Origin of the sequence: Paenibacillus sp. FSL W7-1287, assembly GCF_038004245.1 — a bacterium.
GTDB lineage: Bacteria > Bacillota > Bacilli > Paenibacillales > Paenibacillaceae > Pristimantibacillus > Pristimantibacillus camelliae.
In genome coordinates, this window is the sequence record NZ_JBBORD010000001.1 from 2631989 (window position 1) to 2656517 (window position 24529).

Below are 24529 nucleotides of genomic sequence, written 5' to 3' on the forward strand. Positions count from 1 at the left end.
TTGTTGTTATGTAAATAATAATTGCCCGTTTACGCGATAGATGCGCGGTTTAACGGGCAATTATTTGTTTCTAGCTTTATCGAAGTGGTCGCATTGGACCACATTTTTCACGTAATCGTTGCTCTACCTCAGGCGGAACCATCTTGGAAACTTCACCTTGAAAGTTCGCTATCTCTTTAACGATGCTGGAGCTGAGATACGAATACTTCGGGTGGGTCATCATAAATACGGTATCGATGCCATCATCCAGCATTTGATTCGTGGATGCAAGCTGCAGCTCATATTCAAAGTCAGTTACAGAACGGATGCCACGGATAATGACACTCGCATTTTTCATGCGCATAAACCTAACGAGCAAGTCACGGAAGCTGTCAATCTCTACGTTAGGCATATCTTTCGTTACCTCGCGCAGTAGCTCCTTACGCTCTTCTACCGAAAACATCGGATTTTTACTTGTATTGTTAAGCACAGCAACAATTATACGGTCATACTGCCTTGCCGCTCGATGAATGATATCTAGATGTCCATATGTAACAGGGTCAAAGCTACCCGGATATACTGCAATTCGTTCCTGGCCGTGTGTACTATTGATCATATTCTCTCTCCTGACTCGGTAAGCCTGATCTGCCTACAAGCTTGCATGCTCAAGCTGCTCTGGCTGATGTCGATATATCGTAACAGCTGCTTCTCCGTATTGTGAATGGCGCTGTTGCTTCAAATTTCCAATTACTTCATCATATTGTACTTTGGAATCGTGCTCGATTACAATGACAGCATGAGTCGCTATTAGATTAAGCTCCTGCATAGTATGCAGCCATTGATCCATATCATTCATTCGATATGGCGGATCTAAAAAGATGATGTCGAAGGCTAGCTGCTTTTTATGAAGTACCTTTAATGCTCTAGCCGAATCATTGCGATAAATTTCAAAATCAGCCTGTGCACCAGCTGCCTGCACATTACTGCGAATAATATCGATGCTAATTTTCTCCTTGTCAATACTAATCACTTTATCCGCACCACGGCTCCATGCCTCTATCCCTAACCCCCCAGTGCCAGCAAACAAATCCAGTACTAAGCCTCCATCGAAAAAGGGGCCAATCATACTAAATATCGCTTCCTTCACTTTATCTGTAGTGGGTCTTGTGCTTTGTCCAGGAACAGCTTTTAAGGGTCTCCCCTTAGCTTTTCCAGCTATTACTCTCACAGTTTGTCCCCCTTCAATGCTCGTCAATTGTATCGTACCATACTACGTTTAACGATGAAAGATTCGCTTTTCATATTAGCTAAAATTAAAATTTTGTTGGGAATATGTATAAATGATGTTCATTCGGTCCACAATATGCTCATCGGTATCTTTGATGCCGTAGAAAACCGTGTAGAGGACTTACGTTTCCCCATAAGCTCTTCATCCGGTTTCTCCTCTCCCATTTTTTTGGATAGAGGCCCTAGCGATAGGGCCTCGCTATTTTTTTGAGGGTCTAGTCAGTAACAGGCTCTTGACCGCTTGCTTTACGCAGCTCATTTGCTAGTCTGTTAAATTCCTGACGAGCTTCTCTATTCGGAGAAGCCATATATGCCGCACTTAAGAAACGTATAATCTTGTTCGCATCCTCCACTGACATTGTAACGCCTCCATTCTCATTGTCTGGATTCTGTCCACCTGAACGTACATCGTCATTGCCAGCTTCTCCATCATTGTTTTCTTTTAGCTGTTGCAGCTTGGCTGCCACACTATCCACAAAATTTTTCCAGCCGGTCCATTTACCATCTGTATTCATAATTCTAGGACAATTCTTTCCGCTCCAATCATAATGCCTTCTTAGTCGATCTGTGCCCCAATTACGTTCCAGTAGCATTTCGGCTACGAGCTGAGCAGCATTCTGCAGTGTGCGCCCATAATTTCCGCTTTCGCATATTTCAATTCCAATCGAGGTACGATTGCCGCTTGAGCTGCGACTGCCATCTCCAGCATGCCAAGCTACTTCATCTAACGGAATTACCTCAATCGCTTCTTTATCGTCAATAACGATATGAAACGATGCCGTATTCGTATTCAGGCTATTCGTTAGCCATGCTCGTTCATTGCTTGCAGTACTAGATGCATTACCTGTGTTATGAATCGTTATCGTGCTTGCGTCCATTCGCGTGCCTGGCCTGCGGTTATACGGTGTTGATCTCGGTATATGCTCTACTCGATAGTTCACACTCATCTCTTCGCCTTCCTCCTCTTCCCAGTTCTTGAAGTCGACATAATTAATGGACAAATAGAACTTTAGCATTGGAATCCCACTCTAACGTCAAGTTAATGAGGTTTGCGAGCTCTCTCACTTGTACATAGCTAGTCGCCGCAACGAGTCGAGTCTCCAAGAGTGTGCCGTTAACGTATACCTCGCCATTACTCCATATAACCCTTGCACCGAAATGCTCTGCCAGCTTACGTACTGGTACATAATTGGTACCTCGTTCATAATAAGCAGCTCCAAAAAATTGCTTCTCAACGTAAATCGGCACGATTTGGGCATCTTTAAATACTTCAGGCATAACAAAAGGTGTAACTGCATCGTATTTTTCTAACTGATATTGTCGTATCAACGACATAATCTTAGACGCATAGTTCGGGTCCGTTGCATAGCCAGCCCGTTGCATTTCATTGGCCTGCTCATATGGTGTAGTAGCCGTTCTGACTCTGCTGTAGCGGCTTCCTAGAAACAATTCATCTTGATCCTTGTAGTAATGATACAGTGTGCGATATGCACGAAATGCTGAGCTTTCACGAACTTCCTGTCCCCCGCGGTATTCCCATGTCCCTTTAGTGACCGTTTCTCCTCGCCAATAAGGGGTCACTCGCCCGCTTCCAACCTTAATCCCTCCTAAGTTGTTCCAGGCATGAATGGCACCGCCGGTTTCTAGCAAGCTTTGTGCTAATCGTACAGATGGTAGAATTGGAGAGCCTTGCTGACGAATAAACACAATAATCGGTGCAATCGTTTCAAAAAATTGCTGCCTTGTTAATGTGGCCATGCTCTTCTCTCCTTTGCTTGTATTTTTTCAAAATCTAGCATCTCTACTATTTATGCTTCTAGTTCCTGAATGGCAACGGCGAATACCTCAAGAGCACTGATATTCGCCTAAAAAAGCAGTAAGGAGCCTATAAGCGTTAGCTTACAAGCTCCTTGACATTGGTACATATACCTATATGTCTTAGAGGGAGGGGGTATTGTTTCCCTTCCCTATTCAAAACGATAAAACTGGTTGCTATTATGATACAGCTGAGCTGCTACTTCCTCGACATCTCTTCCAACGATGTCTGCAATCGCTTCAACGACTCTAACCACCATCGCGGATTCTGTCTCTCTCCCATGAAATTCGCCTTCAAATGGCCACGGTCCATCTGTTTCGACCATGAGCAGTTCTAGCGGATAGCGTTTAACGAGCGCTTGTATTTCCTGCTCGTAACAGACGTCTGGCGTGATAGAAATAAAGTAGCCTTGTTCAATCATACGATCTATCGTTGCTGCATCTCCCTTAAACCAGTGAAAATGCGCTCGTTTCATCTGATGCTTCTGCAACAAATCACATACCACTGCAGCATCCTCATATACCGCATGCAGCACGATTGGTCGATCAAGCTCCTTGGCCAGTAGAATAAACCGTTCTAACAGCTCGATATATGGTTGCTTATCTAGCTGCTCGCCTTGCTCCAAAAGCTCCAGTCCACGATAATAAGGCAGACCGACTTCCCCGATAGCAAAACGTTCTTTGTAAGCAGCTCGTACTCTTATCCATTGCATTAGCAGCTCTAACTCTTCTGCGCGAGGCAGTGGTTGTTCAGGGTGAAATCCATAAGCAGGCATTATCGTTGAGCGATAACGCTGTGCAAGTGCATAGGTCGCTTGCGAAGAAGGTAAATCCATGGATACAGCCACAATATACTTAACATTCGCTGCTTTTGCTTCTGCCATAAGCTTTTCAATCTGGTCATAATGATATTGCTCCAAATGAATATGGGTATCTGCGTAGTTCATTGCAAACCTCCTTATTATATAGGCTATGTTAAATTCTAATGTTGATATTTGATGATTAGAAAACCTCCTTAGTGAAAAGGCGGTTTTTTAAGCTATCGTTCCCGATAGCTTAATCGCTAAGACCATTAATCCACCAACTGTCTAAACTATTGGTCCTTCAATGGCTTTGCTAAGCTTCATATCGAAAGTGACAGATTGCTCATCTTTATTGCTGATATAAATGCGGTATTTCCCGTATTCTGGGACTTTAATAATGACCTCATCTTCTCTGCTCTTCACGATGTCGCTGAATACTTCTTCGGTATCTATAGACAATATACCAATCTCAAGTTCACCGTCATTTTCACTTACCACAGAAATTTTGAACGTCTCACCTTTACGAAATGACAATTCTCCGAAATTGTTTTTTGTTCCGCCGTCCATTGATATTTTTAGGTTCTTTCCGTCATTTGTTTCAATATTACCAACTTTAATTGATGATGTCTCTATTCCGCTATCTTGTATTACAGGGCTGGAGGGAGCTTGTAGTACATACTCCTGCTTGGCATTACCACATCCAACAATTAACCCCAGTACAACGCCTACTATCAAAACAAGATAACTTTTCTTACTCATATTGTCATCCTTCCTAATTACAAGTTCAATTCATCTCCAAATAATATATTTGTAAATTTATACTGAGTTAACTTACATGAATAAACAGGCACGATTTGACCAACATATTTTTCTTATTCCTTGAGGTATTCTCATATTCCTTGTGTCTATATAACGAAACCAAGCCAAATAATGTTGCAAATATTTGGTTGCAACACTATTAAAGCGGTCCATCCATTCCATTTTTTTAAGCGGCTGTGGCAGTACTTTACGTTTGGATATGGTACATGCCTTTCGCACGTTGTTTACCGTCGAAACTTGAAACATTAATGAGCAAAGCTTTTTGAATTCGCATAGGAACTGAATGCCCTCCACGAATCAATGCATAGCATGTTTGAGTCAGATAGATGACCACTAATCGCTTCATCCAATTTTGTAGTCCGAATGCGTCCACGCCCAAGTATGCCAGAGTAAGAATTTTCTGACGGTCATGAGCAACCAGTATGTAAACTTGATCGTGGCTAATACCACGATATATAGCTTTGCCGCCACGTTCACGAGGCTTGCGTTGGGGGTGATATTTCGTTTGCCTTTTTCCGAGTACAGAAAGTAAGTCTCATCCATCTCAACAATATCTTGAAATGCTTCGGTTGGAATCTGTTTTAGAGCAGAGAGAATCTTATGCCGCCAGTAAAACAAGGTGACATGCGTGACTTCACCGTTTAACTGCTCTGCACATTTTCTCAGAGAAAAGCAAAGCCCTCAATTATGCATTCAATAAAGCGAACCCAAACATGAGGTCTGCAGCGTACTTTCCATAACGCACGACAGAATGATTATTGCAATTCGGGCAAACAAGTCCATCTTTATGCTTCTGCTCTTGTATTTCATCAATCGCTGTACAGGAACCGCAACTCCCTTGGTTGTGATATTACACTTGTAATAGAACATTTATTCGTAATCATCAAATATCAACAGCCATTATGTAAAGCTTAAAGGTTATAATTATGCTTCAATAAGTCCTACTTTCAGCACCAAGGTTTATGCTTACGATGTGCGTTTCTTCAAAACGATGTAGTTGGATAAAGCAAGGGACTGAGGAGCGGAGCTAAACGTTTTCACAGAAAACGACTACGGAAGCATCCACTTGTAGTTGGTACGTGAGCACCGAAGTCACTGGCTGAATTCAAGATTCGATGTCGAATAAGCTAACAGTTTAACATCGTGATCAAAGTAGGACTAAAAAAGGTGCAGGCTTAGCCTGCACCTTGGGCCTGCAACAACCCATATATAAGCTGCTTTAATTCGTTAAATTCAGCCGTACTCCAAAGCTCTCCGCTTCTAGGACGGTCGAACGGAACCGACACCTCTTGAACGACCGTAGCAGGATGACTCGATAGTACGATGATTCGATCGGACAGCATAAGTGCTTCGTCTATGCTATGGGTAACAAGCAGCACGGAGCGACGGTTCTGCTCCCAGATTGACAGCAGCCATTGCTGCATATGCAGCCTTGTTAGCGCATCGAGCGCTCCAAACGGCTCATCTAGCAGCATTAGCTTTTGCGGTGACAGCAGCGCACGCAGAAACGATACACGCTGACTCATACCGCCTGACAGCTTATATGGATACTCATCACTGTACTCAGCTAGTCCTACACGCTCGAGCCATTGCTCGGCCTGCTGCTGAGTCTCCTTTTTACCCGCTCCTGCTATTTGCAAAGCTAATGCAATATTGCGTTTTACTGAATACCATGGCAGCAGAGACGCTTGCTGAGGCATATAGGCAATATGTCCTCGCTCACCCGTAATATTATTGCCTTCAAGCCAGATCTCACCTGTATCCAGCTCATTTAATCCGCCAATTAATTGAAATAATGTCGTTTTCCCACTGCCAGATGGACCAATCATCGATACAAACTCTCCATTTTTAACGGAGAGATTAATGTTGCGCAGCACCTCATGCCGCTCACCATTTGTTACAAATGACTTGCTTACCCCTTTTAGCTCAAGCATTAGCTCGCCTCCTTCCGAGGTCGCCAGCGTATGCAAAGCCTCTCCAGCAGCGTAACAAGCCAGAACAATAATAAGCTCGTCATCACGATCAGGAGCACGGTAGCGAATACGCGTTCCGGCATGTAGCCACGAGAAGACAAGATCATAAACCCTCCTAGTCCAACCTTAGGAGACAGCCATTCTGCTACAACTGCACTTAATACACTATAAGATGCGGCTATTTTTAAGCCGCTGAATACATTGCTTAGCGCGCTTGGCAGCTCCAGATGAATGAAGGTTTGCCATTTGTTGCTCCCGATCATCCGCATATAGTTATTCAAACTATAATCAATCTGCGCAAGCCCGCCCAGCATAGCGATACAGATTGGGAAAAAGCAAACAAGCACGATCAGCAGCACCTTTGGCAGCATTCCGAAGCCTAGCAGCATCGTTAATATTGGCGCAATGACGATAACGGGAATATTTTGCGACAATATGAGTACAGGGTACATGGCACGTCTTATAATCGGAATAAAGTGCAATAGCATAGCAAGTGCAATACCGCTTAGCGCACCGCCAACAAAGCCTAGCAGCGTGAGCTGCATCGTAGCCAGCCAATGCTCCATCAGTCTTGACCAGCTGTTGATCATCTCTTGACCTACGCCTATGGGAGACGGAATTAACCAGCTATATACCAGCTCATAGCGAACGATAAACTCCCATACGATGAATATGAGAAGCAGCATTAGCGCTGGCGGCCATATGCTGCTCCATAGACGCTTTCTACTGTCCATCCGGGTATTTCTCCAGCAGCTTATCCATCGATGCACCTTGTGGGTTGTAGGAAATTTTGATTTGAGATAATGCTCCTGGACATCCTGCCTCCGTCATCGCTTCATGCATTCGTTGAACGATGCGCAGCAGCTCATCCAGATTGCCTTCCATTGTTGTTTCCAGCGGAGCTACACGATACGGTACCCCTGATTCCTTAATGATCGCGATTGCTTGATCAACATAAGGTATGACACTTTCCCCGTTATTCGTTTTTGGTATCATTTGAATGCTCAATAATGCATTAGCCACTTAGCCTTCACTCCTCTTTTTAGTTTACTTATTAACAATTCGCCTTTGGCGTGTTTCACTTATTCTGGTAAAAACTCATTAGTAAATGCCGCTTCAGCTTCAAGCTCACCCTCTAGCAAGCCATTGCTGTACATCCAGTCAGCATATCCTTGCCATACGGACAGCTTCTGCTCACCCCAGCGTGGTGCATCGTCCTGATAGCGTGGGCTTAGCCATTGCTGACTTGCTTTAACAAGCTCTGCATTAAGATCTGGTTCTGCTGCAATCAATACATCTGCCGCCTCCTCTGGGTGCTCGATGCTGTACTGATATCCCTTTGCTACTGCTGCGACAAAGCTACGAACGAGCTCAGGGTCTTCCTTAATCATCGCTTCACCCGTTACAAGCACTGGCGTATAATAATCTAAATTTTCATTATAATCCTTCATATAGATCATATTAAGATCTACCCCTCGCAGCTCTGCTTCAATCCCTGTCCAAGCGTAGAAGATCCAAGCAAAATCTATATCTCGCTCAACCGCTGCAAAGAAATCACTATTGCCCATATTCACAATATCCATTTTGCTATAATCAGCATCTGCTGCAAGCATTAAGGACTCGATTGTGGCTTGCTCAATCGGAGAGCCCCATCCGCCATAGCGCATCCCTTCAAATTCCTTCGGTGTTACAATGCCTTTATCCTTAGGCGATGCAAAGCCTGAGGTGTTATGCTGAATAATGGCCGCAAGCGACACAACTGGTAAACCAGCGATGCGTGATAGCGTCACATTTTCCTGATAGCTTACACCAAACTCTACATTTCCCGCTGCAACATGTGCGTCTGCTCCACCATCTGCTGGAGCAATAATTTCCACCTCTAAGCCCTGCTCTGCAAAGTATCCTAGGTCACGAGCTGCATACAGTCCGGTATGGTTTGTATTTGGCGTATAATCCAGCATAAGCTGTACCTTGCGCAGCTTTTCCTCTGAGGCTGCTTCATTCCCCTTTGCTGCATTCTCCGCATTTCCTGCATTCCCCGTATTACCGCATGCTGTAAGCATCGCTAGCAGCACAACCATAACGAGCCATTTGGTGCTTTGAATTTTCATAGCTTTTCTCTCCATCTCTTTTTCTTTTTCTTTTTAGATTGACCATTTTGACACGCTGATCATCATAGGTATTAAAAAGACACCCTTCGCGTAGAGGAAGGATGCCTTGCAGCAACGTCATTACCCTGCTATGAAACAGCTTGCCCGCTGTTCAAACGTTCATACAGGTTAATTGATCGTTTTCGATGCCCGAATATGTATCTGCTCTGCTGCAGAGCACAAAAAAACCGGGCATAGAAACGTGGCCGGTTAATGTTATGGCACATTTCCTACGCTGGAATTATCCAGATCAGGTACGGTCGAGAACAGAACAGTTCTCCTCTCAGCCAAGTTCATCTTAGCTCCCGAAGTGTCGTATTCAATTGGTTAATCTATTGTTTATTATAGCAAACGGTTATTCATTTGGATAGCCCTGCTCATGATGAACACGTCTAGCATTGTAAGCTGCGTCTAAACATAGGGGTATACAGGCACATTCATTCCACGTGTCTAGCACTTTTCTTATGGTTGACTAATAGACTATACAAGACTATACAAGACTTTGATAAAGGGTGATGTTGTTGATTACGATTAGTTTATGTATGATCGTGAAAAATGAAGAAGATGTGATTGCTCGCTGTCTCAATAGCGTGAAGGAGGCTATTGACGAGATCATCATTGTGGATACAGGCTCAACAGACCGGACGAAAGAGATTGCTACCTCGCTCGGTGCAAAAGTGTATGACTTTGAATGGATTAATCATTTTGCAGCTGCTCGTAATTTCAGCTTTCAGCAAGCAACCAGTGACTATATCATGTGGCTTGATGCGGATGATGTACTGATGCCAGAGGATCTTGCCCGCTTACTTGAGCTGAAGCAGCGCGAGCCTTTTAACTACGATACCGTTACGATGAAGTACAATCTTGCCTTTGATGAGAATGGCAAACCTACCTACAGCTATCGCCGCAATCGCCTCGTTAAACGCTCCATGAATTTTGAGTGGATTGGTCCAGTACATGAATATTTATCTGTATACGGCTCCAGCTTCCACTCAGACATTGCTGTAACGCACCGGAAGGAACGTCATGCGTCCAATCGTAATCTCGATATTTACTTAGCTCGATTGGAGCAAGGAGAAGAATTTACGCCACGTGATCAATTTTACTTTGCAAATGAGCTGCGCGACCATGCCCGTTACGAAGAAGCCATTCAATGGTACGATCTGTTTCTTGAAGGAAAAAAGGGCTGGGTCGAGGATAACATTGCAGCCTGCTCTCGCAAAGCGCACTGCTATGCCCAATTAAAACAGAGGGAGCTTGCCATTCGTAGCCTACTGCAGACGCTTGAATACACGCCACCTCGTCCTGATTTTTGCTATCAGCTTGGCAGCTTGTTTTTACACGAAAAACGGTATCCTGAAGCCACTTATTGGTATACCCAAGCACTTTCAACATCAAAGTATATGACAGATATGAGCTTTCATAATCCTGCTACAGCGACATGGCTGCCTCATTTGCAGCTGACAGTCTGCTATGATCGAATGGGAAATATCGAGCAAGCCGTCGAACACCACAAACAGGCAAAAGCATTAAACCCGAATCATCCGAGCATTGTCTATAACGACAACTACTACAAGAAGAAAGGCGTTCTGTAACTGCTTCTTCAAGTGTACGCCTATTGCCGCAAAAACGGCTGCAAGATGCAGCCGTTTTTTTGTCGTGACCTTGTCACTATGAAATGCACTATTAATAATATCTAGCAAGGAACAGGAAGCTCGAATACATCGAAAATTGTACACATAATAATCGATCCATGGGCTATTCGCTTGCCAAGTTAAGTTTCTTCGTTCACCTTCGCTGCTCAAAGGAGCTGCTTAGCTTTATGAGCTAGAGCAGTACACCATACAGCACAGCATCGTTAATTGTTTATGGTCACATAGCGCTCTCCGACAATTTCCTTCACTTGATAATGCCCCTCAGAAAGCTCCTTTTCGATGAATGCATCAATTTCCGATTGTTCAACATCGTACATCACTTCAATCTCTTTTGAGAATAAAAGCTTTTCTTTTTCTAGTAAGCTTGATAGAGAAGGCTGTTGTTTCGGCTGCAGTTCCTCCAGATCGAGAATCTGCTTTAATCCGTCTACATAATACTCAAACGGTCGACCACCACCAATTTTTACACCTTTGTTTTCCTCATTGATCATAACAATGGTAGGGAATCCTTTAACACCTAATCGTCCTGCTAGAGTGAAGTCCTCATTCAATAATTGTTGTCCGATAGGTTGTTCCGCTTCATTTACAATCGCCTCACCATCAAGCCCAACCTTATTTACAATATCGATCAATATAGACTGATCTGAAATATTTTGGTTAAATGCGAATAGTTGTTCTCTTGTGCGACGCAGGAACTCATACGCTAACGCATCACTATATTTACTTTGAATAACCTTAAACACGCGGGATGGCGGGTAAGATGATTGAACAGGGTTGTCGATCATCAGTGAGCCGTCAATAGGCATACGAGAATATTGTCCTACTTCCCTCCAGTGACTGGCCACATCCGCTGGCTTGTAGATTCCATTGGCAGGATCAATTGGTCCATCGCCCCATTTTTCTAGCAGTCCACCCATAACGGCATGGAAGTTAAAATAATGTCCATACTGCTCCTTAAACTTTTTCAGTACAGGTTCAATTGCCCAGCAATGTGAGCAGATCGGATCGGTTACATAATATACATCAATGGATTTTTTCGGTTGATTGAAATCAACAATCTCCATTTTTTCCTCTTCTGCTACTCCACAAACACCTGTCGCTAGATCACACATCATTTGATTGTTGCTCATAATCCATTCCTCTTTTCGTCCGTTGATTTGCTTTACAATCGTAGTTTAAGCCATAATAGTATTGATAAACACCAATATTTCTCTGAATCTGTTGCTTTTACAACACATCTAAGTATTTGTCTAAAAAGTAGGAGGGATCATAGAATGACGCCAACGAAAACCGATCCTCGCGTACTGCGGACTCGTAAATTAATCATGGATTCTTTCATCGAGCTTTCTGGGAAGAAGGAATTTAAGGATATTACGATCAAGGATATTACGTCAGAAGCGATGATTAATCGCGCAACTTTTTATTATCATTTTGAAGATATTTATGACTTGCTAGAGAAGGTATTATCTGAGGTTTTATTAGTCAATTTGAATTATGAACTCTATCAGAATAACGGCTATCAGAAGAAACGTTCGTAAGTCTCTTTAACGCTATAACGAATTTTCAAAAATCATTGTCCAATCGCTGCCATCGAGGCTATGAGGACACCATTGCCCGTATTATTAGGGAGCAGCTCGAAATTATATTTTATAAAATGCTAAGGAAACAAAATCATATTGAAGAGGACGACACACTTAAAATTACTGCGGCCATTTTAAGCTGGGGGATGTACGGAGCCTCTGTAGAATGGAGACGCCAAAGTGAGCAGCGCTCTCCGGAGCAATTTATTAAGTCTGCTATTCCTTTTATCCTTTCCGGAATTAATGCTGGTTCTGAGAGCTAGCCATTGTGCCAATGTATAAATGGGTACCCACAGTCTTCTTGGATACTTTGAAAATAGTGTTTAGGCTGTGGGTATTTTTGTGCTCTCACATTACAGATAATTCAGCGCTGATACAGATAATTTAGCGCTGCACAACCGTTAGCTTGATGCAGCGGCAGCATCGATATCCAGCAGATCGCTAAAGCTAATCCATAGCTCCTCGTCTCCACCCTCACTAACGACCTTTACTCGTTTCAATTGGGTATCGATTTTTGTGATCATGCCTGTGATGACGGTATCCATATAAGGATGAAATACCGTTATCGCTACTTCTAAGTTTTTATATAAAGCTTCGAACATTCGATAAGAAAGCTCCTCAAATCTTTGTTCGTCCAGAACAGGTCGTTGCTTTTTATTCAACGCTAGTTGATAATTAACGATCGCCTCCTTATGCTCTGGCAGCATCATTCTAGACGATTCGAACAGACCGTTTCCTTGCAGCTTTTTACTCATTTATAATGCCCTCCTATTTTTTCGGCCCGATCGCGTGCTTGACCTGAAGCCGTTACCGAAGAAGCCCTCATAATCGCAGTATTACCATAGCGGGCTTTAATTTGATCTGTGACACGCTCTAAAGCAAGCTGTTCTTCATACGGATCAAACCATGCCAGCTGCACGACCTGATCACTTACCAGCCCTCCAAGCGACACCCCAATGCTCCGTACCGGCATCCCATCCCAGTGCAGCTGAAACAGCTCCATCACTGTTTTGTACATCGCTGCAGCGACATAGGTTGGATCATCCAGCTTACGCTGCCTATGAAAGCCCGTTGGTCGGTCAAAATCAGCACCTCGGCAGCTAACAGAAATTACCTTGCCCATCATTCCTTTCGCACGTGCACGCTGACACACTAGCTCAGTGAGCTCCTGCAGTGGGATCTTGATCTCCTCTAGCGTTTTGTAATCGCGTGGAAGCGTCATATGATGCCCGATCTCCTTCTGCGTATGATGTGTCGCTAAGCTTACATGAGAATCGTCGATGCCGTTAGCTATCCGCCATAGCACCTCTCCGTTTACTCCCCAGCGGCGTCTCAGTACAGCAAGCGGCGTATGTGCGAGTTCTCCGATCGTATGAACGCCCATTACTTCCAGATGCCTTGTCATGCGACTGCCAACCATAAACATCTTGCTTACGTGCAGCGGCCACAGCGTATCGGCAAGCTTGTTCTTTTTAAGCTCGAATATTCCTGATTCGTTCTTTTTAGCAAAGTGATCACAAGCCATTTTGCTCAGCACCTTATTGCTCCCTATGCCGACGCGTACACGAACCCCGGTTTCTCGCATTACACGTTGCTGTATTCTCGCAGCCATCACCGCAGGGTCTCCGCCAAACAGGTGGATCGTGCCTGTCACATCTAAATGCTGCTCATCGATTCTGTTGCCAACTAATTGTTTACGATTGTATACTATTGGCTAATTTGATTTGTGGAAGACACATTTCATTAAATTCTTATTCCAATTAACTGGATTTAACCAATCAGCGCCTGGTGATAATAACCATCTGTGTCGAACTTTATAATCCTCACCAATCATGAATACTTCAGGACGTCGTTGACATTCGAACACCTCATGAATTTAATTGATATCATTAGTATTTTTTCAAATATATGCTATTATTATCCTTATAATTTTGATGTTTCTGTCACGGTGGCCGTGCTGCGTACTGAGGGAGCTTAATGCCCGCGACCAGTCTACAACTTTATTTCTCGGTCTAATACTTTATTTTTCAGTCTAAAACTTAATTTTCAATGAACAATAAGTACGATATTCGTATTTCAAGGTACCCCGAGCACTCATCCCTCTACCTGTTCATTTTGTGGGATGAAATCCAATCCACCTAGAAAAATCTATTCCAATTTAAAAAGCGGGAGCATAGAACCCACGCAGAGTTCCGTGCTACCGCTGTTAACAATTAATTTTATACCAATTTTATTCTCTTGAGAAATCGGACCTTCACCAAAAAATGTTATCGTAATAAAACACTTTTTGCAAATTTAAACTAACTCTGTTAGCTCGCTATCTATAGAATCCCAAGTTTCAGAAGAGGTATATAAATGTGTAAGTGGCATTATTTTTATTGATAATTTTCTTACTGAAACGTAATATAGCAAGGCAGACTCTACATCGAACAAATGCGTATCCTTTTTTTGTTCTAAATGATGCTTTGCGTTATTATAAGGTCCAACCATCGCCTTTAAATTTGTATGCAACTCACTATCAAGTTTTATTTTAGCTAACGGTATAGCTAACGCTTGGCCTAATGGGAATCTGTTAATACTAAATAATCTCTTCACTAAAGATTCTAAGTGCAGACCACTCATATGTATTATTTCTCTAGTAACCCAATCAAAATCATCTGGTTTCATTTTCAAATAAGCATAAATATATTGAATTGGTCGAAATACATCTCGATCTTTAATTTCATATCGACCAGTTTTTCCACAATTTATATTATGAATTCCTGCTCCACCAATTCTCATATCGATTTGTATCATTCCCAAAAATAAGTTTTTTCGATTTTGACATATAACCTGTATATTGCTAATCTCTTCCGAAGTCAACATTCTATCTGCAATTCCATTTATTTCCCTTTTCAAATCCTTCACTCCCCATATATTTAGATAATGATTAAAATAAACTTGCTCTTAAATTTTTCCAAGCAGCCTTCTTCCATATTCATCAACTATATCACTTCTAGCCAGATCAAAACTCGCTATATACCCCGAAACGTAATCCTATTTTTCACATGTTCAATGTAACCATCACTTCTATCTACAATCTAGAAACCTCTTATTATACATTAAAAAGAAAACTATACCTGTTAAAAAATATCATTTCAATCTAGCTCAATGCTCAATTATTACTCCCGAACCATATAATCTGCCTAGTCACATCGATTCCATTTCAATTAAGTTATCCAATAAACCTACAACTATCGACCTGTTTTCCCGATATTCTTATTAGGACTAATTTCAAAAGGAAACTCTTTTTTGTGGATATATAATGAAGTTGGATGGATCGTATTTATCTCAGTGGTATAAATAGTAGTCTACGAAATATTAGTTTGGAGAATATTCATAATGTTAGATTCAAGGAGGTTAATTTATGCTGTTCCAAGTAACTCCGAATAAATTTCGCCTTCCTAAGGAACCAACAAATCAAGCATATCTTATTACTGACCATTGGAACGATTGGTTTATATACAAAACAATGTACTCACTCGCCTATGTTGATGCCGATGGTCAACCACACCATATCGGTAGTGTAAAAATTGGTGAAATAGGCCTGACAGAAGGTCGAGCGAGTATCCCTGATTCTTTTGAATTTTTGGATGAGCGTTTTTTTTCTCTTGGTCAAGATGTAACTTATTACGAAAAATTAAATCAACTAGGTGATGAGATTCGTCATGAAATACTGAGTGGACTAAACGACATTGCCTTACTACCTGATTTATATGAAAAAGTTCAACATGAAAATGTAATATACAAATCACTTTTACGAGATGTATCAACAACTTCAATAAAAGGTCAGTATAGAAGGCTTGCCAATGGTGATTCGAGTCTCTCCCATTACAAATTCAAATATACCACTGCAAAATTAAAGAGCAGCCTTTCTGGACCAGTTGAGTTCAGCTTTGAAGTAACACCTGAATCCAACCCTCCCACCAATATGCATATCTTAATTGGAAGAAACGGTGTTGGGAAAACACATTTACTAAATAATATGATCCATTCCCTTGTGGATGAAGATGTCAATTTAGTTGAAGTAGGTTACTTTGAATCAGATTCAGAAGAAAAACGTGAAGACTTCTTTGCTAACCTTGTTTCCGTTACGTTCAGCGCTTTTGACAGCGCAGAATTTCCCCCTGAACAAAAAGATGCGGCAAAAGGAATGAGGTATTTCTGTGTTGGACTCAGACATCCAAGCAATAATGATAAACGTAGCTCATTTCCTAAAAGTACAGATGAATTATTATCTGAATTTGTAGAAAGTGCTAAAATATGCAAAATCGGCGCAAAAAAAGTTCGTTGGATACGAGCAATAAGTATGCTTGAGTCCGACCCAATGTTTAAAGCAGCCGAAGTTAGTGCCTTAGCTGCAATAACATCAGAATATAAGTTTAAAACTAAAGCTCGTCATCTTTTTAAAAACCTTAGTTCTGGTCACAAGATTATTCTTCTAACAATTACAAGATTAGTTGAAACAGTCGAGGAACGTACTTTAGTGCTGTTGGATGAGCCAGAAGGTCACCTACATCCACCGTTGTTGTCCGCTTTTACAAGAGCGTTATCTGACTTACTGATTCGAAGGAATGGCGTTGCTCTGATTGCAACTCATTCCCCTGTAGTACTACAGGAAGTTCCTAAAAGCTGTGTCTCTATATTAAGGAGGAGTGGCAGCCAAATGGCAGTTGATCGCCCACAACTCGAAACATTTGGTGAAAATATCGGTGCTTTAACAAGGGAAGTCTTTGGACTTGAAGTGACCAACTCGGGTTTTCACAAGATGTTGCTTGACGCAGTAAATGAATTTGACAATTACGAAGATATTGTAGAGCACTTTAATGGTGAACTAGGTATGGAAGCTAAAGCTATAATTAGAGCGTTACTCGCTACTAAAGATTGAAGGGAACCAGTCTAAATGAGAAAATTACCCCTACCTGTGGACAAAACTGAAGTTGTTTTTAAGGCGTGTATAAGTAAAGTAAAGAACCATGCTTTAAAGCAACAATTGGAGTCCTGCGAACAAGAAATTATCAAAGATTCGAAAAACTTTATTCGATATGCAAAGAGGAACATGCTACATCTTATACCTGAAAAGAGTGTTGTAGGAAATGGTGTTTCAAAGACTGAAATGGAGAAAGTCTATACTGATAGGATGGCAAAAAAGTCTGCCCCTGGAAGAGCCTTTTATGACAAGCTAATTACGACACCCAAGAATGGAATCTGCCCTCTATGCGGTCATAGAATTGTCCAAACTCTTGATCATCACTTACCAAAGGCAAAGCACCCATCTCTCGTAGTATCACCAATAAATCTAATACCAGCCTGTTCGGATTGCAATAAGATTAAATTGGACAAGCAACCAACGTCCCCTGAAGAAGAACCACTTCACCCGTATTTCGATGACGTTGAGAATGACCGTTGGCTTTACGCAGAAGTAATACAAGGGAATCCAATATCACTAAGATATCATGTGAAAGCGCCCTCCCAGTGGGATGCTGTTAAAGCAGCCCGTGTTAAAAACCATTTTGCATCATTAGGATTGGCTCGACTCTATAGCATTCAAGCTGCTACAGAGCTTGCTGACATCAAACATCGTTTAAATAAGCTTTATCATTCCTCTGGACCTGATGCTGTTCGAAGTCATTTGTTAGATAGCGCTGAAAGCTGTGAACAGCAGCATCTTAACTATTGGAAAACAGCAATGTATCACGCTCTTGCACAGGATACTTGGTATCACAATTCAGGTGTCAATCAATAAAATAACGAGGGATTGCGCTTCACAACACTTTCCCTCAAAAAAGTTTCCATCAAAAGTTAGTATTGTGGTTAGAGCCAACCCAATCTCTTAATATTACAATTACCTGTCATACCCATGTTTGAAATTATCAATATATTGTTTATAGAAATCCTTATCACCCAGATCCAATGATTCAAAAACATCCTGCACATAATTATAAATCTTAGTTATATATTTTACCGTTCTAAAATGTACACTTAATCTAGATGATAAATAAAGAAATGCCCGTTTATAGTGAGCAGTCCAAAACGAAGGGTAATATGTATTATGAATTTTCCAACCTACTTTATTGGAGCTTCTCGGGAAGAATTGCTCGATTAATGAGAAGTTGCATAGTTTCAATAACCTGTCCTCTAGCTTGACTTCATCCCAATAATCAATAACAATATTATAATTAGTTTGCAGCTCTCTATAAGTCGTTATAAGTCCTGTTGTTAACGCGGTAGTACAAATTAGCAAGTAACCTCCGGCTTTTGCACTCATACAATCAGTTACTAAGGAGCTTGACTCGACTCTTCGAATACTCTTTCCGGATGAGCATTATGTTTACATTGAACCAACCAAGTCCGTTCAAAATTACCTTAAGGGTCCTTGAACTTTAGACCAATAAATCCTACCACCATCGGGACCTTTTCCAGTCCAATGAGTCTCATACCCCTCACGAACAAAAATTTCTCTGGCTAGACGTTCCAGATCCGTTCCATCTTCTTACAATTCTTTAAAGTCCAACAAAAATAAGATCCTCCCTCTGTTCCTTAAACCGTGTAATCATGTTCTGAACGATCACTTTTTCGAAATTCTTTAAGCATCTGATTCAAGATTTTTCCTGTTTTCAGTCTGAATACGACTTGTTCCTGTTGGCGTTGAGTATTTGTTTCAATCCAAGACCACTCGTCATCTAGTGCTACCAATTTGTCCAGAAAATTATCTTTATGAAGATGCACATATCCAAGAAAATCATCTTTTTCTAGCAAATCCTCAAATAACAAGATAACTTCAAAAAATTTTTGCCGTGCATACCCCTGCTCGAAGCTATTATCATCATATAAGAATGTATTCAATTTAAAGTGCGGGCTATCCTTGGTAAAATACTTCATAGCATAGTCAGGATTAGATTTATACTCACAAAAAGTGAAAAATCCCCACTCTGGAACAGGAGTACTGTACTGAGCACTGTCGAGAATTGCAACTTGTCTACCGTAGAGTTGGGTACCAAAATATTTGATGCTCAACATTCCATACAAGGTTGATGGGTTGGTCATTGCATAAGCATAGAACTCCACTCGTGTATCCCGTACATTCTCATCATACTCCAATGTAATCGTAAATTCCGGATTGATGATATTGTAGTATGTATCTTCATCTTGCTTCCATTCGTCTTTGTTTTCAATTCGTTTCATGATCTGCTCAAATGGAGAACGTGTTAACAAGAAGCGCTTCTTCCATAAGTACTCAATATTGTTTATGTCAGTGCTTTTATCGATATCGGTGTTGGTATCACCGATCCGAGTGTAGATATGGTTAGCTCGGACTCGTCTCCCCACATTAGGGAAGTCCTCAGTCAGATAATATGGTGTGTCAGTGCTATTCTTGATGGTTAGGACATCAACCTCATGTCCAGCCAACCATATTGTCCGCATCTCGACCCGCGGGCGGATGCCGGAGATAAACTTCTTAGCCTTCAGAAAATCAATCATTTGTTGCTGGTTTCTACGGTTCTCCCCATTTTCAACCCCGACCACTTCAAAAGTTCTGTCTGCAATACCGAAGATGATGTAAGCATCCCTGTCCGCTCGATTGTTCGCCATGCAGATGATATCGTGAAGCAAGTTTGCATCATTTGAGTGGTGCTTCTCCTTGAAGTCCCAGTAATCATCTTCTCGTTTTGTTATGATCAACTCTTTGATCTCATCTTCTAAAGCAATAGCCTGCACGAAATATCACCATCCTTAATTCGTCTTAATCTAATTGAGCAACCGCACCATAACTCACTAGAACACTGCATTACGCCACCTACTAATTACATCGTCAATATCACTCCAACAATCCTTGTATGGGCGGTACTCGCCAAAGACTAATCTGACTGAGCCATTCTCAGGATCTTTCTCTGATCGAGGAATCTTTATTATTTGGTATTGAATTATTGTATGTTTCGGGAATCGATTAGGATGCTGATAACCAGTAAACCAAACTCCATTTGGTGGCTCCAACGCCTCGTTTATAAAAGGAACAATGTATCGAGCTAAGTTATCTAGATCAATCTCTTGGGTTCTTGGAGGTACGTAGAGAATGGTAAGATTCAGATTAATTAACAACGGAACTAAAGCTGGATATTTTTCCCGAAACTGTAGTATCATCCCCCTTATTGTATCCTTAAATTGTTTAGTTTCACCCGCTCTGATTGGTAATCCCTCTGTCCTAAGGGGTGGTAGTGAGTATGTTAGTATCATCTTTCTATGTTGCTCAAAGATATGTCCCAAAATATCATCAGTAACATTCTCTGTGTCTGGATATAACTGCATCAGATCAGTTGGCTTAATTTTTTCCATTAAGAAAAAAGCAGATTGGAACTCACGCATTTTCATATTGTACATTCTCTCAAAAAGAGAATCCGTGATAAGTCCCTTTAATTCATTAGTTTCAATAAGCGACTCACGGATGGTTTCAAAACCTTCAATTGGATCTTTAGCATCACCGTATAATATTTCTTTCTCATCATAACTTGTGCGGTCGTCATCTTCAGGAAAGCTGATTTTAGACCTGATGTTCTCAACCAATCGAATGTCTTCAACAAAATCCCGCATAGGTGCCAATTTTATTTCGATGTGTGGAGTAGGGTTTACATTTTGTACGTGATAATTCACAATAAGAATACTTATTTGCCGATCATCCACAAGAAGTAGTCGAGGGTTTTTCAACCCCTCAGTTGGTCTCCATAACAAATCTAAATAATTTTTAGCTAATTTATGAATACTTGGAGGGTTCCCCCTGTTGGGAAAAAAATCCATTTTAAGGATTACGGGTCCTTTAAATGCTCTCCTTTGGCTTTTCTCCATATGAGCAGATATCTCTTGCTGAAATCGCAACTGCTCGGTCTGAGTCATATTGTTCTTACTATAAGTTTCTTGGTTGATATAAAAGTTAATTCTTCTTGCATAACGAGCCATGTACCTGTCATAATTTCCACGGCTTGTCCTAAAAAAATAGTCAAGTCTTCTCATGAAAAGTCTCCCATAATTTATTTATCTTGTTCAGAAAGATGTGACTCGAGCAAATAGGAGTCTAAATACTGATCTACTGTAGCTGCATTGCTTTTAAATTATTCTGCTAGCTTCTCTAACAGATTTTTAGCGCTGTATCTTATATCAGCACATCCTTCGAGTATGCTTCTAGCAATCTTTCTTACCTCCAGGTCTTCCAAGTACAAACATAAGCTAAAGGAAATTTGAGCGAAGATATCGTAATTTGCCCACCCGCCATGGCCTGTCGCTTCCGAATAATTATATAAAATAGACTGTAGAATCTTGGCTTGATAACCACTTTCAAATCTCAATACAAGTTTCCAGAACGTTGACAACCTATGATAGATTATAAACTTGCTGATTCTATCGTCCTCTGTCAAGCCAATAATAAAATCATGCACTTGCGCATCATAATGATTATTCAGAATCTTATTAATCGTATTCTGTTTGTTTTCTGCCTGATTTTGATCGTTCAGAATACTTTTTACTTCATTAAAGATATATTGGGCTGAGTCATATCGAAGATCTTTATTTCGGGAAATACAACGCTCAACAACGGTCTTAAACATATGATTAGAATCAGAAGCATTATATGTAAATACATAATCAATTATCTTACCAATGGAATAGACATCACTTTTTTGATCTAACTTCGTAAAGTCGGACATAGCAAGGGGATCAACAAACAAATGATTATTTTTCTCTGTTGCTGAAGACTTCATGCTCCGCTCAATGGACAAATCCTTACTCAATCCGAAATCTGCAATTACAAAATCGTTACCTATCTTCAAAATATTACCCAAATGCAGATCTCTATGAATAATGGAGTTTTCATGTGCAAATGCCATTCCAGTAAGAATATCCATTATAATTTTAAGTCTCTCATCAAAAGACAATTCCATTTCGTCTTCCAGATGCTTATAAAGATTTTTTTCGCATTGTTCCATAAGATATGAGTGAGTTTCGAGATTAAAATCAGACACACTCAATATTGCCGGACACCCCTGAAGCTTCTGCATATTTTCAAACTCGTACTTCATACGCTCCTTAAGCTTCTCGTCATTTTGAAATATAGATATTAATTCTTTTCTTAGAACCCCTTCCCTAACACGAATAATATTGCAATATGATCCTGAATCAAGAATGTCATCTGGCGTTATAGTTAAATATCCAATCTCGGGATTATGCATTTTTATGTTGTCCCTTTTAAAACCTTGGTGATTACTTCAATCATATGGTTGCTTTGTTCTTTATTTACTGTTGAATGCTTAAGGACGTTCAGTATATTCTCTAAGACTTGCAGGTACTTACTAGTTGGAATATTACCGTACTGTTCCGATAGGTACTTGTCATCTATATATCCAAAGCCACCATTGTGATCAAAGTAATCAGCTATATCCAAATAATCAATACATAATACGGAATTATCAAAATACCAGTCCAAAACTAGACCGTAATAGTTCCAATTTGTTTCTGTCGTCTTACCATCCCATAAATATTTGTCGAAATAGTGTAGTATCTTTATATAATTCTGTTCGGATAACATATTTACAACTTCCTTTCATTCTGCGACCACCACACCTTTTTTGTATCATAATAAATATTCCCTACATTGCAACATATTTCCTCTTTCATACGACAAAATTTCACATTGTTTATTGCCCTCACAAATATTAAAGATTTACAAGCAACCGATGCTGTTACCGCATTTAAATGTTAACAGCATCATAAACATCTATATAATGATTACTGCTCTACTAACCATTAACTATCTATGGTTCCTCCTGCTCCCCTTAGAATATTGAAAAAACCATAAGAGAAACACTTCTATAGTGTCCTTCTTATGGTTTACAGTTTCATGATGTAGTTTTTTACTTCTACTAGTATAGTAATGATTTAGTTTGCTTAGTAGGCTAATCAAGCATTTGCTCTACCAATTCTGCAGCAAGCGTTCTCGAGCCACTTAATCCTTTTATATACTTCAATGGCCCGTCAATAGACCACTTAATTCCCTTTATCCTTTTAATATGTCGCGAAGCAGCAATTAGATCAACTTGTTTTCGGGGTTCTTGCACACAGTTACTAAGAACTTGTGCACCGGCTATTGATAATGCGTCTAGACAAACAATATGCGTTAATTTCTGCCCTTTGTAGTCCATCCATTCGGACGGGAACATATCCTTTACTCTTGAAAAGTAAAACATAGCGAGTGAAAGTTTTTCTTCTTTTGGGAATACAACTAGTTTTCGATCCTTGAATAACAAACTTAATGTTCGATACAAATTCTCGCTTTCACTTTCCTGGGATTTTATATGTTCCTCTTCCATAAAAAATGGTCAATTCTATTTTGTGGAAGGCATTCTTTCTGTTAGTACTGTAAGTTTTCTTTACTAAAGTATTCTTGTTTCTTATTTTCCAAGTGCTGAACCATGTCAATATTCTCTTCTCTTTTGTTCAGTTGAATTAATGTATCGTACGTAACCTTCATAAGTTCAGGTCTGAGCCTCACAACTCGAAATAAATTATCAAAAATAAAATATGTTAACTGAGAAGTGTTATAAAACGATTCTGTCCTCTGTTCTTTATATTTCGACCAAGTACTTGCTATTGAATCTTGGATGAGTTTTGATGTGATTTCTGGTTTGCTATTGTAATATTCCATCTATATCACTCCATTCTCAGGACGGTATTCTTCCTCAAAATAAACATCAATTGTAATTAGCGGGTATTTCTTTGTAAACTGAATAATAACATAATCACAACTTAAACAGGGTTCATAATAAGTAAAGAGATCAATGTGGCCTACTTGTTGGGGAGTAATTCTACTCGTAATATACTCCAAAAGTTTATATTCAGTGTCATTATTTCTATTGTGACCTATACCAATATCTCGATGTTTATTAGTACAAATATAATTAAACTGTTGTGAATAAGAATCTGGTATCAGAACGTATTTCCCCGTATATCTTACTCTGATATTTGCGAAGCTTGATGTACTGTCGTTTACGAAGCTATTTGCACATCTAATTATTCTTAATTTAGGGTTTCCATTAGCTTGATATATTAATACGGCATCATTTCCACCTTCAAACCCTGGGAATTCATTTAAGTAATTTCTATAAGTAGACGGATTATTTTTTGCTTTTTTTCTAGCATATATCTCGATTCGATGCTTATGGTATTCGACTAGTCTTTTTAGTGTATCACCCACACTATTCGCGGAGTAATGATACTTTTTGACGTTACCCATTGGTTCTTCTCCCGTCCAAATTATTTATAGTACATATTTCGCTATACTATACCAATATCCTGCAAAATACTCTATAACCCTACTGATTGGCGTACATATAACATCTCCAAAGGGATCTACGTTTGTTGCCGGATAGCTCTCGTTATAAAATA

At 40.4% G+C, this 24529-nt stretch carries 23 protein-coding genes, 2 pseudogenes and 1 riboswitch; of the genes and pseudogenes, 4 read left to right on the plus strand and 21 right to left on the minus strand.

Annotation, left to right across the window (positions count from 1 at the left end; translation table 11 throughout):
- Nucleotides 1-76: 76 nt before the first annotated feature.
- From coaD to NSQ99_RS12095, 11 genes and pseudogenes are all read right to left on the minus strand, one after another.
- Nucleotides 77-595, minus strand: coding sequence for a pantetheine-phosphate adenylyltransferase (gene coaD / locus NSQ99_RS12045; RefSeq protein ID WP_251665535.1), 519 nt, complete (start codon nt 593-595; stop codon nt 77-79).
- A gap of 33 nt (nt 596-628) precedes the next feature.
- A complete protein-coding gene (rsmD, locus tag NSQ99_RS12050; protein ID WP_251665536.1) occupies nt 629-1207 on the minus strand; it encodes a 16S rRNA (guanine(966)-N(2))-methyltransferase RsmD in 579 nt (192 codons plus the stop codon).
- A 274-nt stretch (nt 1208-1481) separates the two neighbouring features.
- Nucleotides 1482-2282, minus strand: coding sequence for a peptidoglycan recognition protein family protein (locus tag NSQ99_RS12055; protein WP_340836812.1), 801 nt, complete (start codon nt 2280-2282; stop codon nt 1482-1484).
- Nucleotides 2257-3024, minus strand: coding sequence for a glucosaminidase domain-containing protein (locus NSQ99_RS12060; RefSeq protein WP_251665538.1), 768 nt, complete (start codon nt 3022-3024; stop codon nt 2257-2259). Before NSQ99_RS12060 ends, NSQ99_RS12055 begins: the two co-directional genes overlap by 26 nt.
- Before the next feature lie 209 nt (nt 3025-3233).
- Entirely contained in the window at nt 3234-4028 is a 795-nt protein-coding gene (locus tag NSQ99_RS12065) for a TatD family hydrolase (RefSeq protein WP_251665539.1), read from the minus strand.
- Between the two features lie 141 nt (nt 4029-4169).
- Complete coding sequence (locus tag NSQ99_RS12070) at nt 4170-4643, minus strand: hypothetical protein (protein ID WP_340836814.1); 474 nt, start codon at nt 4641-4643, stop codon at nt 4170-4172.
- 72 nt (nt 4644-4715) lie between these two features.
- Nucleotides 4716-5520 (minus strand): annotated as a pseudogene (locus NSQ99_RS12075) (IS1595 family transposase); the annotation flags it as partial.
- Nucleotides 5521-5878: 358 nt separating this feature from the next.
- A complete protein-coding gene (locus NSQ99_RS12080) occupies nt 5879-6637 on the minus strand; it encodes an ABC transporter ATP-binding protein (protein ID WP_340836815.1) in 759 nt (252 codons plus the stop codon).
- Nucleotides 6637-7410: an ABC transporter permease gene (locus NSQ99_RS12085; protein ID WP_340836816.1), complete on the minus strand. Its 774-nt coding sequence runs from the start codon at nt 7408-7410 to the stop codon at nt 6637-6639. The genes NSQ99_RS12080 and NSQ99_RS12085 overlap by 1 nt, the downstream gene beginning before the upstream one ends.
- The gene (locus tag NSQ99_RS12090; RefSeq protein WP_251665543.1) at nt 7400-7699 is read right to left on the minus strand and encodes an MTH1187 family thiamine-binding protein; all 300 of its coding nucleotides are present in this window, start codon (nt 7697-7699) and stop codon (nt 7400-7402) included. Before NSQ99_RS12090 ends, NSQ99_RS12085 begins: the two co-directional genes overlap by 11 nt.
- Nucleotides 7700-7758: 59 nt before the next feature.
- Nucleotides 7759-8787 (minus strand): ABC transporter substrate-binding protein, encoded by a 1029-nt coding sequence (locus NSQ99_RS12095; protein WP_251665544.1) that lies wholly within the window; start codon nt 8785-8787, stop codon nt 7759-7761.
- Between the two features lie 248 nt (nt 8788-9035).
- Nucleotides 9036-9145, minus strand: a riboswitch (TPP riboswitch).
- 223 nt (nt 9146-9368) lie between these two features.
- Between NSQ99_RS12095 and NSQ99_RS12100 the strand changes: the two genes are divergently transcribed.
- Nucleotides 9369-10421 carry a glycosyltransferase gene (locus NSQ99_RS12100; protein WP_340836819.1) on the plus strand — a complete coding sequence of 351 codons (1053 nt, stop codon included), beginning with the start codon at nt 9369-9371 and terminating at the stop codon, nt 10419-10421.
- A gap of 263 nt (nt 10422-10684) precedes the next feature.
- Here the strand turns inward: NSQ99_RS12100 and NSQ99_RS12105 are convergent, their stop codons facing one another.
- Nucleotides 10685-11611 carry a DsbA family protein gene (locus NSQ99_RS12105; RefSeq protein WP_340836820.1) on the minus strand — a complete coding sequence of 309 codons (927 nt, stop codon included), beginning with the start codon at nt 11609-11611 and terminating at the stop codon, nt 10685-10687.
- Between the two features lie 144 nt (nt 11612-11755).
- On the opposite strand from NSQ99_RS12105, the pseudogene NSQ99_RS12110 reads away from it, so the two are divergent.
- A pseudogene (locus tag NSQ99_RS12110) lies at nt 11756-12324 on the plus strand (TetR/AcrR family transcriptional regulator).
- 138 nt (nt 12325-12462) lie between these two features.
- On the opposite strand, the gene NSQ99_RS12115 reads toward NSQ99_RS12110, so the two are convergent.
- From NSQ99_RS12115 to NSQ99_RS12125, 3 genes are all read right to left on the minus strand, one after another.
- Nucleotides 12463-12816 (minus strand): YolD-like family protein, encoded by a 354-nt coding sequence (locus tag NSQ99_RS12115; protein WP_340836822.1) that lies wholly within the window; start codon nt 12814-12816, stop codon nt 12463-12465.
- Nucleotides 12813-13772 (minus strand): DNA polymerase IV, encoded by a 960-nt coding sequence (locus tag NSQ99_RS12120; protein WP_340838787.1) that lies wholly within the window; start codon nt 13770-13772, stop codon nt 12813-12815. Before NSQ99_RS12120 ends, NSQ99_RS12115 begins: the two co-directional genes overlap by 4 nt.
- Nucleotides 13773-14356: 584 nt before the next feature.
- Nucleotides 14357-14959 carry a hypothetical protein gene (locus tag NSQ99_RS12125; protein WP_340836823.1) on the minus strand — a complete coding sequence of 201 codons (603 nt, stop codon included), beginning with the start codon at nt 14957-14959 and terminating at the stop codon, nt 14357-14359.
- A gap of 508 nt (nt 14960-15467) precedes the next feature.
- Between NSQ99_RS12125 and NSQ99_RS12130 the strand changes: the two genes are divergently transcribed.
- Complete coding sequence (locus NSQ99_RS12130; protein ID WP_340836824.1) at nt 15468-16988, plus strand: AAA family ATPase; 1521 nt, start codon at nt 15468-15470, stop codon at nt 16986-16988.
- A gap of 36 nt (nt 16989-17024) precedes the next feature.
- The gene (locus tag NSQ99_RS12135; protein ID WP_340836825.1) at nt 17025-17846 is read left to right on the plus strand and encodes an HNH endonuclease; all 822 of its coding nucleotides are present in this window, start codon (nt 17025-17027) and stop codon (nt 17844-17846) included.
- 794 nt (nt 17847-18640) lie between these two features.
- On the opposite strand, the gene NSQ99_RS12140 is transcribed toward NSQ99_RS12135, so the two are convergent.
- The 6 genes from NSQ99_RS12140 to NSQ99_RS12165 form a co-directional block, all read right to left on the minus strand.
- On the minus strand, nt 18641-19819 hold the full coding sequence (locus NSQ99_RS12140; RefSeq protein WP_340836827.1) for an ATP-binding protein: 1179 nt from the start codon (nt 19817-19819) through the stop codon (nt 18641-18643).
- 57 nt (nt 19820-19876) lie between these two features.
- Nucleotides 19877-21106, minus strand: coding sequence for a hypothetical protein (locus tag NSQ99_RS12145; RefSeq protein ID WP_340836828.1), 1230 nt, complete (start codon nt 21104-21106; stop codon nt 19877-19879).
- 98 nt (nt 21107-21204) lie between these two features.
- On the minus strand, nt 21205-22317 hold the full coding sequence (locus NSQ99_RS12150) for a protein kinase family protein (RefSeq protein ID WP_340836830.1): 1113 nt from the start codon (nt 22315-22317) through the stop codon (nt 21205-21207).
- A 2-nt stretch (nt 22318-22319) separates the two neighbouring features.
- Complete coding sequence (locus NSQ99_RS12155) at nt 22320-22673, minus strand: hypothetical protein (protein WP_340836831.1); 354 nt, start codon at nt 22671-22673, stop codon at nt 22320-22322.
- A gap of 367 nt (nt 22674-23040) precedes the next feature.
- Nucleotides 23041-23454: a hypothetical protein gene (locus NSQ99_RS12160; protein WP_340836833.1), complete on the minus strand. Its 414-nt coding sequence runs from the start codon at nt 23452-23454 to the stop codon at nt 23041-23043.
- 335 nt (nt 23455-23789) lie between these two features.
- Nucleotides 23790-24377: a deaminase domain-containing protein gene (locus NSQ99_RS12165; protein WP_340836834.1), complete on the minus strand. Its 588-nt coding sequence runs from the start codon at nt 24375-24377 to the stop codon at nt 23790-23792.
- Between the last annotated feature and the right edge of the window lie 152 nt (nt 24378-24529).